This window comes from Streptococcus oralis, from assembly GCF_004127215.1.
GTDB classification, from domain to species: Bacteria; Bacillota; Bacilli; order Lactobacillales; family Streptococcaceae; genus Streptococcus; species Streptococcus oralis_BD.
This window is the reverse complement of record NZ_QEWJ01000001.1, coordinates 108,735-123,602: the sequence shown is the minus strand read 5'-3', so window position 1 is coordinate 123,602 and position 14,868 is coordinate 108,735. Positions and strand designations below refer to the sequence as shown.

Below are 14,868 nucleotides of genomic sequence, written 5' to 3'. Positions count from 1 at the left end.
TTCCTTTATCTAATTACAAAAGAAAGGCCTCTAAGTTAGCCCTAGAAGCAATCTCTTCTGGATGATGTACTAAAATTATGCTAACTGTTTTAGTTTTCCTGGTTGGAAACCTGAAAAGACTTCAGTTGGTGTTTGGATGACAGGAGCAGCGCTGAAACCGAGCTCTTTAACTTGATCGATGTACTCTGGTTGCTCGTCGAGATTGATCTCACGATAAGCGACATTGTTGCTGTCCAAGAAACGCTTGGTCATCTTACATTGGACACAGTTGTTTTTAGAATAAACGGTTACCATTTTCGTAACTCCTCTTTCAAAATAGATTACTTTCTTAGTATATCAGAAAAAAAAACTTTGTCAAACTTTTTAAACTAAATCTTGTGCCAAAAAGTTACGGTTTTGAAATCAAAACACAAGATATAGTGTTTTCGAAAACATAAATTTTGATTTCCGTTGAACTGTCAAACTTTCTCAAAATAAAAAAACTACATACTGTATATTGGCAATATAAATAGAAGATTTTCAGCAAGTTATCAGAAAGGAAATCGAAGAAAATAGCAAAAATCGTAAGAACAGGAATAAGTATAGCTGAGATAATACTTTAACAAAATAGAAACTGTAATATTTACGAAAAAAGAAATTTTCTACACAAGATGTCCCAATATTTGTATTAGAATATCTAAAATATAACCAAAATGGAAATGACAGATTATGATGTATTCATAAAAATGGATCATTGGTTAATTTTATATAGGATACTTATGAGTTTCGTATCCTTTCATAAGGAGTATATAAATACAATGTTTGAAAAAGTTCATTTTATGTGATACACTATCTGTGATTATAAGATTAAAAAATGGATATCTGGATACTTTTGTTTGATAGAGAATGTTATCAGATTATAATTAGATTAAATGAATGAAAGAATACAGAATTAGGAGGCGCGTGGTGAAAGAAAATGATGTTATTTTAAAACGGCAATCGACTCAAATATTTTTTAAGAATGGTGATACGGATTTTTTCTTCAATTGGTTGTTAGGAATCGGTGAAATTTTTGGTTTCTCTCATGGAGAGCTTTATTATCTTGCTCAAAGATTGGGGAACTCACCAAAGCCTGATGACTGGAAAAATGTATTTTTATCGCATGTAAACTACCTTGAACAAGAAGCAAGTAATTCAGGGTTGAGTGAACAAACAAAGGCGCAGTATTATCTTGCACAGACCTACTCACTTCGCTCGGCAATCCAATTTACCGATCCATTTTCTGAAGAGTATTTACCGACCGTTCGTCAAATGGAGAAGGTGTTTTCTAGTGCAATTCATTCACTAGGTGCACCGATTGAAAAATTAACTATTACCTATCAGGGTTCTTACTTGCCTGGTTATTATCTTCATAGCGGCGATAATTGCCCAACGCTAATCATGATTGGTGGAGGTGATACTTATCGCGAAGATTTATTTTACTTTGCAGGATATCCTGGATGGATACGAAATTATAATGTTTTAATGGTTGACCTTCCCGGTCAAGGGAGCAATCCTAGTAGAGGGCTGGTCTTTGATGTGGATGCCTCTATTCCAATTTCATTATGCATAGACTGGTTGGAAAATAGAAATCCTAAACTAAATTATTTAGCCATTTATGGTGTCAGCGGAGGGGGATATTTTACCGCACAAGCTGTTGAAAAGGATCCAAGAATTCATGCTTGGATTGCTAGTACCCCTATTTACGACGTTGCAGAACTTTTCAGAAAAGAATTTGGATCAAGTTTGAAAGCACCTAGTTGGTTAATAAATGCCATTTTAAAATTAGCTGGAAATTTGAATGAATCAGCAAATTTGAATCTTAAAAAGTATGCATGGCAGTTTGGTACTTCTGATTTTAAGAGTGCTATTGATGATGTATTTAACCACGCAAAGATTGTAGATTATCAAAAAATTCAATGTCCTTGCCTGTTTATAATGGGAAAGGGAGAAGGTACTGAGCTGCAACGACAAACTAAGGTAATTTATGAAGCGCTTAAATCTAAAAATCCGCAAACTAAACTTCAGGTTTTTGACTCCGAAAGCGGTGCAGATGCTCATTGTCAAGTCAATAATTTAAGACTCGCCCATAATATAGTTTTTGATTGGTTGGACACTTTATTTGAATGGAATAGATTGAATTTTTAGCCACGCTTACACTACTTAGGTATATCTATTTTAATGTGAGACATCAAAAGATTATTTTACGTTAAGTGGCTAACTAGATAATTCTATACTATTAATAATTTGTGCCCAAATTTCCCATAGTACCTGTATGATAGAAAAAGAAGCAAGTTCATTTTCAGTAAAAGTCCATAAAATACTTGAAAAATTATCTAGAAGGTGATATAATACAGTCTTGTAAGGGTTATCACATATAATCCAAAAAAAGAAATAACTAAAGGAGAGTCAAACTATGGCTTCTAAAGATTTCCACGTAGTGGCAGAAACAGGTATTCACGCACGTCCAGCAACATTGTTGGTTCAAACAGCTAGCAAATTTGCTTCAGATATCACTCTTGAATACAAAGGTAAATCAGTAAACCTTAAATCTATCATGGGTGTTATGAGTCTTGGTGTTGGCCAAGGTGCTGACGTTACAATTTCAGCTGAAGGTGCAGATGCTGACGACGCAATTGCTGCTATCACTGAAACTATGGAAAAAGAAGGATTGGCATAAGGAAAATGACAGAAATGCTTAAAGGAATCGCAGCATCTGATGGTGTTGCAGTTGCAAAAGCATATCTACTCGTTCAACCGGATTTGTCATTTGAGACTATTACAGTCGAAGATACAAACGCAGAAGAAGCTCGCCTTGATGCCGCTCTACAGGCATCACAAGACGAGCTTTCTGTTATTCGCGAGAAAGCAGTAGGTACGCTCGGTGAAGAAGCAGCTCAAGTTTTTGATGCTCACTTAATGGTTCTTGCTGACCCAGAAATGATCAGCCAAATCAAGGAAACTATCCGTGCGAAAAAAGTGAATGCAGAAGCAGGTCTGAAAGAAGTTACAGATATGTTTATCACTATCTTTGAAGGCATGGAAGACAACCCATACATGCAAGAACGCGCAGCGGATATCCGCGACGTGACAAAACGTGTATTGGCAAACCTCCTTGGTAAAAAATTGCCAAACCCAGCTTCTATCAATGAAGAAGTGATCGTGATTGCGCATGACTTGACTCCTTCAGATACAGCTCAATTGGACAAAAACTTTGTAAAAGCTTTTGTAACCAACATCGGTGGACGTACAAGCCACTCAGCTATCATGGCACGTACACTTGAAATTGCTGCTGTATTAGGTACAAACAACATCACTGAAATCGTTAAAGACGGTGACATCCTTGCTGTTAACGGTATCACAGGTGAGGTTATTATCAATCCAACTGATGAGCAAGCGGCTGAATTCAAGTCTGCTGGTGAAGCTTATGCGAAGCAAAAAGCTGAATGGGCGCTCTTGAAAGATGCACAAACAGTAACTGCTGATGGCAAACATTTCGAATTGGCTGCCAACATCGGTACTCCAAAAGACGTTGAAGGTGTCAATGACAACGGTGCTGAAGCTGTTGGTCTTTACCGTACAGAGTTCTTGTACATGGATTCTCAAGACTTCCCAACAGAAGACGAGCAGTACGAAGCTTACAAGGCTGTACTTGAAGGAATGAACGGTAAACCTGTTGTTGTTCGTACAATGGATATCGGTGGAGATAAGGAACTTCCTTACTTCGATATGCCTCACGAAATGAACCCATTCCTTGGATTCCGTGCCCTTCGTATCTCTATTTCTGAAACTGGAGATGCTATGTTCCGTACACAAATCCGTGCCCTCCTTCGTGCTTCTGTTCACGGTCAATTGCGTATCATGTTCCCAATGGTTGCACTCTTGAAAGAATTCCGTGCAGCGAAAGCAGTCTTTGATGAAGAAAAAGCAAACCTTCTTGCTGAAGGTGTTGCAGTTGCGGACAATATCCAAGTTGGTATCATGATCGAGATTCCTGCAGCGGCAATGCTTGCAGACCAATTTGCTAAAGAAGTTGACTTCTTCTCAATTGGTACAAACGACTTGATCCAATACACAATGGCAGCAGACCGTATGAACGAACAAGTTTCATACCTTTACCAACCATACAACCCATCAATCCTTCGTTTGATTAACAACGTTATCAAAGCAGCTCACGCTAAAGGTAAATGGGCAGGTATGTGTGGTGAGATGGCTGGTGACCAACAAGCTGTTCCACTTCTTGTCGGAATGGGCTTGGATGAGTTCTCTATGTCAGCAACATCAGTACTTCGTACACGTAGCTTGATGAAGAAACTCGATACAGCTAAGATGGAAGAGTACGCAAACCGTGCCCTTACAGAATGCTCAACAATGGAAGAAGTTCTTGAACTTCAAAAAGAATACGTTAATTTTGATTAATCGAAAAATCCCTGCAACTCAGTTGCAGGGATTTTTTTAAAGAATTTTCAAGCTAATTTTTCTTATATAAAGTCCAATCTTGAGAAAGTTGTGGTCAGAACAAAAAAATACTTAACTGGTTCATAAAATTCTTGACAAGTTGCAAATTTAGGAGTAAACTATTAACCAGTTAATTAATAGAGAGGAGTTTCTGCAATTTAGAAATGAATTGCAAATAGAAATATTAAAAAAGAAAGAGAGTTTCGATGAAAATTAATAAAAAATACCTTGCTGGTTCTGCGGCAGCTTTAATTTTAAGTGTTTGCTCTTACGAGTTGGGACTGTATCAAGCCAGAACGGTCAAGGAAAATAACCGTGTGTCTTACGTTGATGGTAAACAAACTGCGCAAAAAACGGAGAATCTGACTCCTGATGAGGTTAGCAAGAAAGAAGGCATCAATGCCGAGCAAATCGTCATCAAGATAACAGACCAAGGCTATGTCACTTCACATGGTGACCACTATCATTATTACAATGGCAAGGTTCCTTATGATGCCATCATCAGTGAAGAGTTGCTGATGAAGGATCCAAACTACCAGCTCAAGGACGAGGATATTGTCAGTGAAATCAAGGGCGGTTATGTTATCAAGGTAGATGGAAAATACTATGTTTACCTTAAGGACACTGCACATGCGGATAATGTCCGTACGAAAGAAGAAATCAATCGGCAAAAACAAGAACATAGTCAGCATCGTGAAAGAGGGACTTCAGCAAACGATGGTGCGGTAGCCTTGGCACGTTCACAGGGACGCTACACCACAGATGATGGTTACATCTTTAATGCATCCGATATCATTGAAGATACTGGTGATGCTTATATCGTTCCTCATGGCGACCATTACCATTACATTCCCAAGAGCGAGTTATCAGCCAGCGAATTGGCTGCAGCAGAAGCCTTTCTATCTGGTAGAAGTGGCCAATCAAATACGCCTACTTATCGCCGTACCAATAACAACAGTGCTAGCAGCGATGTAGATAGATGGACTCCATCCTATAATAATCAAGGCAACAGCTATACGAACACGAACACAGCTAACAACAGTAGCGACGATAACCAAGCAAGTCAGAGTGATGAGGATATTGATAGCCTTCTGAAACAACTTTACGCCTTGCCGCTCAGCCAACGACACGTAGAATCTGATGGTCTTGTCTTCGACCCAGCACAGATTACAAGTCGAACAGCTAGAGGAGTTGCTGTACCTCATGGTGACCATTACCATTTTATCCCTTACGAACAAATGTCTGAATTGGAAGAGCGAATCGCTCGCATCATCCCGCTTCGCTATCGTTCGAACCATTGGGTGCCGGATTCAAGACCAGAACAACCAAGTCCACAACCGACTCCGGAACCTAGTCCAAGCCCGCAACCTGCACCAAATCCTCAACCAGCTCCAAGCAATCCAATTGATGAAAAATTGGTTAAACAAGCGATTCGAAAAGTAGCTGATGGCTATGTATTTGAGGAGAATGGAATCTCACGTTATATTCCTGCCAAGGAACTTTCAGCTGAAACTGCTACAGCCATTGATAGCAAACTAGCTAAGCAAGAAAGTTTAGGTCATAAGCTAGGAGCTAAGAAAACTAACCTCCCATCTGCTAATCGAGGATTTTACAATAAGGCTTATGATTTACTAGCAAAAGTTCATCAAGACTTACTTGATAATAAAGGGCGCCAAGCTGATTTTGACGCTTTGGATAAACTCTTGGAACGTCTCAATGATGCCTCAAGTGATAAAATCAAGTTGGTGGATGATATCTTGGCCTTTCTAGCACCGATTCGTCATCCAGAACGTTTAGGAAAACCAAATGCGCAAATTGCCTACACTGATGATGAGATTCAAGTAGCCAAGTTGGCAGGTAAGTATACAACAGAAGACGGTTATATCTTTGATCCTCGTGATATCACCAGTGATGAGGGGGATGCCTATGTAACTCCACATATGACCCATAGTCATTGGATTAAGAAAGATAGTTTGTCTGAAGCTGAAAGAGCGGCAGCCCAGGCTTATGCTAAAGAGAAAGGTTTAACGCCTCCTTCAACAGACCATCAGAATCCAGGAAATACGGAGGCTAAAGGAGCAGAAGCTATCTACAACCGCGTGAAAGCAGCTAAGAAGGTGCCGCTTGATCGTATGCCTTACAATCTCCAACATACCGTGGAAGTTAAAAACGGTAGTTTAATCATTCCTCATTATGATCATTACCATAACATCAAATTTGAGTGGTTTGACGAAGGACTTTATGAGGCACCTAAGGGGTATAGTCTAGAAGATCTCTTTGCGACTGTCAAGTACTATGTCGAACATCCAAACGAACGTCCGCATTCAGATAGTGGTTGGGGCAATGCAAGTAACCATGTTCAAAGAAACCAAAATGGTCAAGCTGATACCAATCAAACGGAAAAACCATCAGAGGAGAAACCTCGTACAGAAAAACCTGAGGAAGAAAAACCTCGCGAAGAGAAACCTCAGAGTGAGAAACCAGAATCTCCAAAACCAACTGAGGAGCCAGAAGAAGAATCACCAGAGGAACCAGAAGAACCTCAGGTTGAAACTGAAAAGGTTGAAGAAAAACTGAGAGAGGCTGAAGAGCTACTTGCAAAGATCCAAGACCCCATTATCAAGTCCAATGCCAAAGAAACTCTCACTGGCTTAAAAAATAACCTGCTATTTGGCTCCCAGGACAACAATACTATTATGGCAGAAGCTGAAAAATTATTGGCTTTGTTAAGGGAGAGTAAGTAGTTGTAACAACATTTTCTAACTCCTAAAAACAGGATAGGAGAACTAGAAAAGTTAAAATCGAAAATGAGAACAGAATGTAAGTTCTAGTTCTCATTTTTTTCATGAAAATGTGCAAAATATCTTGACATATAGTGTAAATAAAGATAAACTATTTACTAGTTAATTAAATGGTTAAATACTAGTTAAGGAGTAATGATGAAAAAAAGAACATTTCTATTATTAATGACAGGTCTGTTGGTTCTTGTCTTAGGAGCATGTAGCCAAAAAGAAAAACAAGAGGCAAAAGGGATGAAGATTGTAACAAGTTTTTACCCAATCTACGCCATGGTAAAAGAGGTATCAGGTGACTTGAATGATGTTCGGATGATTCAGTCAAGTAGTGGAATTCACTCATATGAACCTTCAGCGAATGACATTGCTGCCATTTATGATGCGGATGTCTTTGTCTACCACTCTCATACGCTCGAATCTTGGGCTGGAAGTCTAGATCCTAACTTGAAAAACTCAAAAGTTAAAGTTTTAGAAGCTTCTGAAGGGATGACCTTGGAGCGTGTACCGGGCTTAGAAGATGTAGAAGCTGGTGACGGTATCGATGAAAAAACACTCTACGATCCTCACACTTGGTTAGATCCAGAAAAAGCAGGTGAAGAGGCACAGATTATTGCGGACAAACTTTCGGAGCTTGATAGTGCTAATAAAGAGACTTATCAAAAGAATGCCAAGAATTTCATCTCTAAGGCCCAAGAATTGACTAAAAAATACCAGCCTATTTTTGAAAAAGCTAGTCAAAAGACTTTTGTTACACAACATACAGCCTTTTCTTATCTTGCTAAACGGTTTGGGTTGAAACAGCTTGGAATTGCTGGTATCTCTCCTGAACAAGAGCCAAGTCCGAGACAACTAACAGAAATCCAAGAATTTGTCAAAACCTATAAGGTCAAAACCATCTTTACTGAGAGCAATGCTTCTTCTAAAGTCGCTGAGACCTTGGTCAAATCAACAGGAGTTAGCCTAAAGACACTCAATCCTTTGGAAGCAGACCCTGAAAATGACAAAACTTACTTAGAAAATCTAGAAGAAAATATGAATGTTCTTGCAGAAGAATTAAAATGAGGAGATTATGAAAATGAAGAAAAAGTATCTTGCGGCGGGCTCGGCTTTAGTCCTTTCCCTGAGTCTTTCCATCTATGCATTGAACCAACACCAGGTAGAAGGAAACAAAGATGATAACCGTGTGTCTTATGTCGACGGGAAGCAAGACTCTCAAAAAACAGAGACTCAGACACCAGATCAAGTTAGCAAAAAAGAAGATATTCAGGCAGAACAAATTGTTGTGAAAATTACCGATCAAGGTTATGTGACATCACACGGTAATCATTTCCATTATTACAATGGGAAAGTTCCTTTCGATGCGATTTTCAGTGAAGAACTTTTGATGAAAGATACCAATTATCAACTCAAAGACGCTGATATTGTTAATGAAATCAAAGGTGGCTACATTATCAAGGTTGATGGCAAGTATTATGTTTACCTTAAGGATGCGGCGCATGCAGATAACGTTCGTACGAAGGACGAAATTGAACGCCAAAAACAAGGTCATACGCACGATGCACCAACTTCTAACAGTGCAGTGACACTTGCACGATCACAAGGACGCTATACTACCGATGATGGATACATCTTTAATCCATCTGATATTATAGAGGATACTGGTGATGCTTATATTGTCCCTCATGGTGGACATTACCACTACATTCCAAAGAGTTCCTTGTCTGCCAGCGAATTGGCAGCTGCTCAAGCCTACCTCTCTGGAACTAGAAAACAACCGAGTGTAACTAACTATCGTCCAAGTCAAAATGGAACTAGTCAAACCACTAATCCTAGTCAACAAACTGAAAAACCAAGTAATTCAGACGAGAGCCTTCAAAATCTATTAAAACAGCTCTATGCACTTCCAAGTAATCAACGTTATGCAGAATCAGATGGCTTGATTTTTGACCCTGCTAAGATTTCAAGCAGAACACCAAGTGGCGTAGCGATTCCTCATGGAAATCACTATCATTTCATCCCATATACAAAGCTTTCTGCTTTGGAAGAAAAGATTGCGCGTATGATTCCTTTATCTAGCGACAGTGGGAAACCAACACCTTTGGAAAATCCAAGCAAACCAGCAGAGCATCCAGCTCAATCGGATCATCCTCATAACCAAGACGGTGACCATGGAAGTCAGGGGACCAAGCATAAAGATCATGACCACGATGGAGAGAACCATAATCACCATCATGACGAAGAGCATGATCACGACTTTGCAGCTGAACGCGTTGTCAGTGAAGATGAGCAAGGGTTTGTAGTTTCTCATGGAGATCACGCTCATTATTTCTTTAAGAAGGACTTGACTGCAGCACAAATCAAAGCTGCCCAAGATCACTTGAAAGAAAATCATCAGTCTGAGCACGTTCAACCACTTGCAAAGACTGTGGAAAGTTTCTCAAGAGATGCTAGCGATGAAGAAAAAATCAAGTATATCTCACAGACCTACGGAGTTCCGCTCGAAGCGATTCGCATTTCAAATGGATTCTTTGTCTTTGGAAATCCGGATCAAGCCTATGATCCAACCCATATCCATCCCTATGCTGTTCGAAAAGAACATGTTCGTATTCCTCTCCAAACTGGGAATCCAGAACTTGATTTCCTAAATGAACTTTATACAACTGCCCTACGTGATGGGGTGTCTCCTTATAGTTTACAGGTAGAAAGTGGTAGTTTTGTGATTCCTCACGGAGACCACAATCATTATATCAAGGTCCAAACTAAGGGCTATGAAGTGGCTTTGAAAAACAAGATTCCAGCCCTACAATCAAGCTATCAGCCTGGAGCTTTTGACGAGCAAACTGTTCTTTCTAAAGTGGATCAACTATTAGCAGATAGCAGAAGTCTCTACAAAGACAAACCTATCATGCAGAGACGGGTTGAACTTGCTTTGGGTCAATTTACCGAGAACATGAAAAAACTTGCGACAAACTCAACTGCTGGATACCTAGCAGCCTTGGATCTCTTTGATAAGCAATATATCCATGTGGATCACAGTGTGTCTCCAGTTGAAACATCACCTTTGGACAAGAAATACCAAGCCCTTGTAGATAAGATCAATACACTGGATACAGATACTTATGGTTTGCCTAAGAAGGATCTCTTGCTACATTTGCAGGATGCGAAGCTAGCACAAGATGAGACAGAGTTGGATGCGATTGAAGCGAAACTTCAAGCCTTGCAAGATTTCCGTGATCGGACAGGGGTTACGACAGTAGAGTACATTAAGTATTTCTACGAACATGTATCTGATGGCCGACTCAGAGAAGAACTACGTAACCGTGTTGCCAAGTTGACTTGGGAACTTTACCAGTCGCAATCTTTCCTCAAAGCGACCGACTTGAACAAGTTATTCCCAACTATTTACCAAACTAAACTAGAGGTGGAAGAAGCTCTAAAAGACGAACCCGTTTCTACAAAAGCTGGTAAGACTATTCTAGATACGGAAAAAGTAGATAGTCAAACCGCTAAGACAGCCATCTATGAATTCCTAAAAGAACTCTACGGTGATTTTATGCCAGAAGAGCGGGTTAGCCATGTTAAAAAGGAAGAAGTGGATGCTCTTCTAACAAAAGCTGCCCAACTCCTAGCACGTGTCAAAGAAGACGGTGTCAAACAATCCCTAGCTGAAGAAGCAGCCAATATCAAAGCAGCCACAGAAAAAGAAAATGCAGACTTTGATGAAGCCAAGACACAGCTTGAGGAACTTTTGAACCGTATTGCAGCAACTATCCAACGAGAGGAAAAACAGGCAGAACAAGATCCGCAAACGGTGATCATCTATCAAAAACTTTATAATGTCTTGCTCTCTCTTCACAAGTACCTTGAGGATAATAAGGGATTAGATGCAGACTTTGAGCGTGTTGATGCCCTATTTGATCAACTCGCAGCCAAAAGTAGTGATAAAGAAGGCCTCCTTACTCTAGCTAAAGAGATTATTAGCTTGAACCAAGAACTCCGTTCAAAATCAAGTGAAACTGCTAACCAATCTAAGTCTGAGAAAGATAGTGAAACAGCGACATCTCAAGCAAGCGAAAAGCAAGAGCAAAGTGAGTCTGACTCAAGTGCTCAACCAAACGAATAAAAAGAAAGGCGAAGTAGCTGAGCTACCTCGTCTTTTTTAGTCTTTATAGGATACAATACCAATGATGGTATCTACTGCGCGCTCCATGGTCTGAAGACTAACGTATTCAAAACGGCCGTGCATGTTTTCACCACCAGCAAAGATATTCGGAGTTGGAATACCCATAAAGGAAATCTTAGAACCGTCTGTCCCACCACGAATCGGTTCAATGATTGGCGTGATTCCAAGATCTTCCATAACGGCTTTGGCAATGGTAACGGGTGTCATGTCTTTCTCGATGACTTCTTTCATATTGTAGTACTGGTCTGTCAGACTCAAGGTTACTCTATTATTCCCAAGCTTTTGATTCATCTTATCAGCAATGTCCCGCATGGTTTCCTTACGAGCTTCAAAGGCATCTTTTTCAAAGTCTCGAATGATATAGCTTGCACGCGCCTCCTCGACACTACCTGACACATCCATAAGATGATAGAAACCTTGGTAACCATCTGTCAGCTCTGGTCGGTCATTCTCAGAAAGTTGATTATGAAAATCAATCGCCAGCTGAAGGGCATTGACCATCTGTCCTTTGGCAGTACCAGGGTGGACATTACGCCCTTGGAAATGGAGCTCAGCGCCAGCTGCTGAGAAAGTCTCGTACTGGAGTTCCCCTAGTGGTCCTCCGTCAACAGTGTAGGCGAAATCAACATCAAAATCTTTAGCATCGAATTTGTTAGCACCAACGCCAATTTCTTCATCTGGACCAAAACCAACTCGAATTTCACAATGCTTGATTTCGGGATGAGCAGTCAGGTATTCGATAGCAGTCATAATTTCAGCAATCCCAGACTTGTCATCAGCACCTAGCAAGGTCGTACCATCAGTTGTGATAAGCGTTTGGCCATGATATTTTTCAAGACTCTTGAAGTCAACAGGATCTAGTTTAAAGCCAGAAGTACCTAAGTCGATGGCTCCACCATCATAGTTTTCGATAACTTGCGGCTTCACACCTTCAGCATTAAAGTCAGCAGTATCCATGTGGGAGATGAAGCCAATTTTGCGAGTGAGATTTGGATCGTTAGCTGGTAAGGTACCAATAGCAAAACCATTTGGCAGATAGTAGACGTTTTGTAGACCAACACGTTTCATTTCAGGAATAAGAACGTTGATCGCAAAATCTACCTGACTTTGCGTACTTGGAGTAGTAGTAGAGTGTTCATCAGAACGTGTATTGACCTTAACGTAGCTCAAAAAACGTTCTAAAAGATTGGGATAAGTCATAAAAACTCCTTTATTATCATTTTTTTCATTGTATCATAGAATGGAGGGAAAGACAAAGAGGAGTAAATAAAAAAACAAAATTAATGAAAACGTTTATTTATTATATCTTTCATGGTACAATGGTAATTGAAAAAAACATCACAAGGATATATCAATGAAAAAAGCAATTTTAATGATGACATTCGGTTCACCAGAAGAGATTACCTTTGAGAGTGTAGCGGATTTTTTTACCAATATTCGTCGTGGGGTTAGACCCCAGGATCACGAGATTCAGACCCTCTATGATAACTATGTCCGTATAGGTGGAACACCGCTTCAGAAGATTACCCGTGAGGAAGTTGCTTTAGTAAGAGAGCGATTAGGAGAAGAGTATGGCATCTACTTTGCTAACAAATTTTCTCGCCCCTTTATCCCTGATGTGATCAAGCAGATGGAAGCTGATGGTGTTGAAGAATGTATCTGCTTGATTTTGGAACCTCATTATTCCTTTTACTCAGTTATGGGGTATGAGAAGTTTCTGGAAAGCAAGCAAATACGCTTTTTAGTCATTAAAGAGTGGTATCAGCAACAGTCTTTGCTAGACTTCTGGACAGGTGAGGTTGGTAAAATCTTGAGAGACGAAGTGGGAGAAGAGTCCTTCAAGGTGATCTTCTCAGCTCACAGTGTTCCAATATTTGCTCTGGACTATGGAGATCCATATATCGATCAGATTTTTGATAATAGCAAACTAATTGCCAAACAACTTGGCCTAACAGCAGATCAGTATACCAATACTTGGCAGAGCGAGAGTGACATTGGAATCCCTTGGATTAAGCCAGATGTACTCGAGTATTTGAGAGAACAGAAACAACATCCAGAGCATTATATTTTTGTCCCGATTAGTTTTATTAGTGAGCACATCGAAGTCTTGTTCGATAATGATGTAGAATGTTATGAGTTATGTCAAGAATTAGGGGTAAATTATCATCGCCCACCAATGCCAAATACAGATTCCCGTTTAATTGATGCTTTAGTTGATACTGTGAGGGACAATGAACAAAAAGAATTTAAGGAATTTCTCCCAGAAGAAGAAACCTTTGACGAATTAGCTCCCTCAGCAACCACTAAGGATATTATGGAGGAAACAGGCGATCTTCAAATGCCAGAATTTGTGAAAAAACTGATTGAGAAAAAAGGCCGTGAAAATGTGAAGATGCCTTACTTAATTAAAAAAATGCTAGAAAAGGCAGGTAAGTTGCCGAAAAACTAAAGAAAAAAGGATTTAGCATGAAGCTAGATCCTTTTTTGTCTTATTTTTTCTCAAGAAGGGCTTTGATTTCTTGAAGAACTTCTAGTTCAGTTGGAGTAGCAGGTGCTTCCTCAACCACTTCCTCTTTCTTACGAAGGTTTTGAGCTTTTTCAATACCTTTAATAACGAAGAAGAGAACAGTACCTACAACAAGGAAGTTGATAATAGCGCTCAAGAATTTACCATATGTAACACCATTCCATGCAAGCTCAGCGATGTTTTGTACTTGCGCAGCTTCCAAGGCTGGGTTCAATAGGAGTGGAGTGATGATATCATTAACAAATGAAGTAACGATAGCACCAAAAGCAGAGGCAATGATCACACCGACAGCAAGGTCAACAACATTACCACGAAGCAAAAATTCTTTAAGATCTTTTAACATTTTCATAAATTCCTTTCCTAATTTTCTAATTTATTATATCCTAAATTGTGACAAAAAGCAACTTGAACGCTTAAAGCGGTCAGTTGCCCCTTTTAAAAATATAGATTTTACTGGAAATATAGTTTAAAATGATGATCAAAATTTGTGCTAGGATAGTTTCAACCGTATTAACCCTATCTATATTCTGTTCAACAAACTGACCAATAATATTGGGATAAGATGTAACGAAAATATAAGTTAAAAGAACGTCCAAACCAAGAGTAGAGAACCGTGCTAAGAAAAATTTAGCCAGACGGATTGCCCAATTTTTTCTCTCTTGTTTAAAAACAAATGCATCATTAGTGATAAAGGTAAAAAGAATACCAATAATATTTGCGAGTATGGTTGCTAGGATTTCTTGATGGCTGATACGGTAGATAGCTAAACGTGATAAAATTGAGACCAGAGTAGTAGCACCACCAAAAAATAAGTAAGAGAGAATCTCGTTATCAAAGAAAGCTTTTATTTGATTTTTCATGATTTTAGTATAGCATAAAGTCATATA

Annotated in this window: 11 protein-coding genes; 7 read left to right on the top strand and 4 right to left on the bottom strand. The window is 39.4% G+C overall.

Annotation, left to right across the window (positions count from 1 at the left end; genetic code table 11):
• Positions 1 to 75 precede the first annotated feature (75 nt).
• Positions 76 to 294 carry a glutaredoxin-like protein NrdH gene (gene nrdH / locus DF216_RS00575; protein ID WP_000259240.1) on the bottom strand — a complete coding sequence of 73 codons (219 nt, stop codon included), beginning with the start codon at positions 292 to 294 and terminating at the stop codon, positions 76 to 78.
• A 651-nt stretch (positions 295 to 945) separates the two neighbouring features.
• On the opposite strand from nrdH, the gene DF216_RS00570 reads away from it, so the two are divergent.
• The 6 genes from DF216_RS00570 (at position 946) to DF216_RS00545 (ending at position 11,394) form a co-directional block, all read left to right on the top strand.
• The gene (locus DF216_RS00570) at positions 946 to 2,166 is read left to right on the top strand and encodes an alpha/beta hydrolase family protein (protein ID WP_009730105.1); all 1,221 of its coding nucleotides are present in this window, start codon (positions 946 to 948) and stop codon (positions 2,164 to 2,166) included.
• 268 nt (positions 2,167 to 2,434) lie between these two features.
• Positions 2,435 to 2,698, top strand: coding sequence for a phosphocarrier protein HPr (locus DF216_RS00565; RefSeq protein WP_000146948.1), 264 nt, complete (start codon positions 2,435 to 2,437; stop codon positions 2,696 to 2,698).
• 5 nt (positions 2,699 to 2,703) lie between these two features.
• Entirely contained in the window at positions 2,704 to 4,437 is a 1,734-nt protein-coding gene (gene ptsP, locus DF216_RS00560; RefSeq protein WP_129325606.1) for a phosphoenolpyruvate--protein phosphotransferase, read from the top strand.
• Between the two features lie 245 nt (positions 4,438 to 4,682).
• On the top strand, positions 4,683 to 7,220 hold the full coding sequence (locus DF216_RS00555) for a pneumococcal-type histidine triad protein (RefSeq protein ID WP_129325605.1): 2,538 nt from the start codon (positions 4,683 to 4,685) through the stop codon (positions 7,218 to 7,220).
• A gap of 195 nt (positions 7,221 to 7,415) precedes the next feature.
• On the top strand, positions 7,416 to 8,333 hold the full coding sequence (locus tag DF216_RS00550; protein ID WP_129325604.1) for a metal ABC transporter substrate-binding protein: 918 nt from the start codon (positions 7,416 to 7,418) through the stop codon (positions 8,331 to 8,333).
• 13 nt (positions 8,334 to 8,346) lie between these two features.
• Positions 8,347 to 11,394 (top strand): pneumococcal-type histidine triad protein, encoded by a 3,048-nt coding sequence (locus tag DF216_RS00545; RefSeq protein WP_129325603.1) that lies wholly within the window; start codon positions 8,347 to 8,349, stop codon positions 11,392 to 11,394.
• A 36-nt stretch (positions 11,395 to 11,430) separates the two neighbouring features.
• On the opposite strand, the gene pepT is transcribed toward DF216_RS00545, so the two are convergent.
• Positions 11,431 to 12,654 (bottom strand): peptidase T, encoded by a 1,224-nt coding sequence (gene pepT, locus DF216_RS00540; protein WP_129325602.1) that lies wholly within the window; start codon positions 12,652 to 12,654, stop codon positions 11,431 to 11,433.
• A 154-nt stretch (positions 12,655 to 12,808) separates the two neighbouring features.
• Here pepT and hemH point away from each other — a divergent pair, with 154 nt between their 5' ends.
• Complete coding sequence (gene hemH / locus DF216_RS00535; RefSeq protein ID WP_129325601.1) at positions 12,809 to 13,903, top strand: ferrochelatase; 1,095 nt, start codon at positions 12,809 to 12,811, stop codon at positions 13,901 to 13,903.
• Between the two features lie 40 nt (positions 13,904 to 13,943).
• Here the strand turns inward: hemH and mscL are convergent, their stop codons facing one another.
• Together mscL and DF216_RS00525 are read right to left on the bottom strand one after the other, a co-directional pair.
• Positions 13,944 to 14,324, bottom strand: a complete 381-nt coding sequence (mscL, locus tag DF216_RS00530) for a large conductance mechanosensitive channel protein MscL (protein WP_129325858.1) — start codon at positions 14,322 to 14,324, stop codon at positions 13,944 to 13,946.
• 79 nt (positions 14,325 to 14,403) lie between these two features.
• Complete coding sequence (locus DF216_RS00525; protein WP_129325857.1) at positions 14,404 to 14,841, bottom strand: GtrA family protein; 438 nt, start codon at positions 14,839 to 14,841, stop codon at positions 14,404 to 14,406.
• Positions 14,842 to 14,868: the final 27 nt, after the last annotated feature.